The 1,568-nt window shown below is 21.0% G+C and carries 2 protein-coding genes and 1 pseudogene; 1 reads left to right on the plus strand and 2 read right to left on the minus strand.

Features of this window, described 5'->3' with window-relative positions; genetic code table 11:
• Window positions 1–196, plus strand: a pseudogene (locus BUA19_RS11355) (hypothetical protein); the annotation flags it as partial.
• A 60-nt stretch (window positions 197–256) separates the two neighbouring features.
• Here the strand turns inward: BUA19_RS11355 and BUA19_RS11840 are convergent.
• Together BUA19_RS11840 and BUA19_RS11365 are read right to left on the minus strand one after the other, a co-directional pair.
• A complete protein-coding gene (locus BUA19_RS11840) occupies window positions 257–403 on the minus strand; it encodes a hypothetical protein (RefSeq protein ID WP_178137508.1) in 147 nt (48 codons plus the stop codon).
• 586 nt (window positions 404–989) lie between these two features.
• Entirely contained in the window at window positions 990–1,205 is a 216-nt protein-coding gene (locus BUA19_RS11365) for a hypothetical protein (protein WP_072726591.1), read from the minus strand.
• Window positions 1,206–1,568: the final 363 nt, after the last annotated feature.

Here is a 1,568-nt window from a genome sequence, read left to right on the forward strand (position 1 = left end):
TATGATGATAAGGAAAGCAGAAGTGAAAACTGCTGAAATTAAAGGAAGAAAGGAAGGAATAAAACAAGGAATAAAACAAGGTGAATATAAAAAATCTATAGAGATAGCTAAAAACTTATTGGATGTTTTAGATAATGAAACAATAGCAATAAAAACAGGACTTTCTGTAGAGGAAGTTAATAAATTGAGGGAATAAAAGTAGCCATGGCATATGCCATGGCTATTTTTACGACAATAACTAGCATTTCATCAATCTTTATTGATAATAAAAATCGACAAATTGAGTATTTGTTATTGCACCTGTAAGTGTCTCTACGCCTAAAGTCAAAGGAGCTAATATAGCAGTTAAAGTAGTTCCTGTAAAAGTTTTTACTATTTTAATAAAGACGATTTTATTTCCCAAAATGTAAACCTAAAATGATAAAAATTTTAAACGTCAGTATGATATTTTATTTGAAATTATTTTTTATAAATATGTTTAGATATTGTTAACATAATTAAATAAGCAACTAAAGTAGTTATTAGGATAGATACTATAAAAAATAATATTCTATATAAAATAACAATGTCAGTATCAGTTAAGCAATTCAATGATATAATTAGAGCAAACTAATTAGATAAACATAAAATGAAATTCTTAAAATATTTATTTTTTGTTATATCAGATTTTAAATTTTTTTTATCTGTTTTAAGGTTGAATAAAAAATTATATTTTGAGGTATATAAACTAATAAAAAATAAATATAAAAATACAAAGGTAAAAATATATATATTATTTATTTTGAAAATATTAATAAGTTCTTTTGTGTTAAGTAATATACCTAAAAATAAATATATTAATATTTTATTTCTAAAAATCATTTCATTTAATTTTAATTCTTTCATTTCAAGTACCTCCATATGATATTTGTTATTTTGATTAATACTGTGACCGTTGCGATAAGATTATTAAAACAATATACATTTTTATGTTGATTAACAATTTTTGTTTAATGATTTTTATTTGTTTTTTTTAGAACAAAGTAGATAATCAATGTTAAATCAATAATTACTATACCAATTATATTTTTAAAATGTTTATAGTCTGAATGTTTTATAGCTATAATTGAAAACACTATTATGAACAAAAGTGATATTGTCCATAATAATAAAGCAATTTTTTCCTTTAATTCTAAATTAGTTACAAATTTTTTTATATCTTTCATTAATATTTTAAGCCTCCTCATCAAATACATCAATAATATCCGCATATCATACCTGTTAACATATCATACCTGTTAACTTTTCATAATCTTTGTATGGTAATGATATAAAGTGGTAATATTTGGGTTTGATTGTATATAAATGCAAGAATTATCAATGTATGTTGAGTTAAAATAGTTAAACAATTTAGTTATTATTAATATTAATTTTTTGATAAAATTATTAAAACAAATTTAATTCATAAAATCAACATATATGTCATGAATTGTTAATATAACGTCATGAATTGCAAAAATTACATTTTATGACATTGGCTTAATCATTCGTGATATTTATATTGACTTTTGTTTTTATGATATAATATA

It is taken from the genome of Tepidibacter thalassicus DSM 15285 (assembly GCF_900129915.1).
In the GTDB taxonomy this organism is placed as follows: domain Bacteria; phylum Bacillota; class Clostridia; order Peptostreptococcales; family Peptostreptococcaceae; genus Tepidibacter; species Tepidibacter thalassicus.

Coding starts and splice junctions, on each gene's coding strand:
- BUA19_RS11365 (WP_072726591.1), bottom strand. CDS start 1,205: ATGAAAGATATAAAAAAATTTGTAACTAATTTAGAATTAAAGGAAAAA.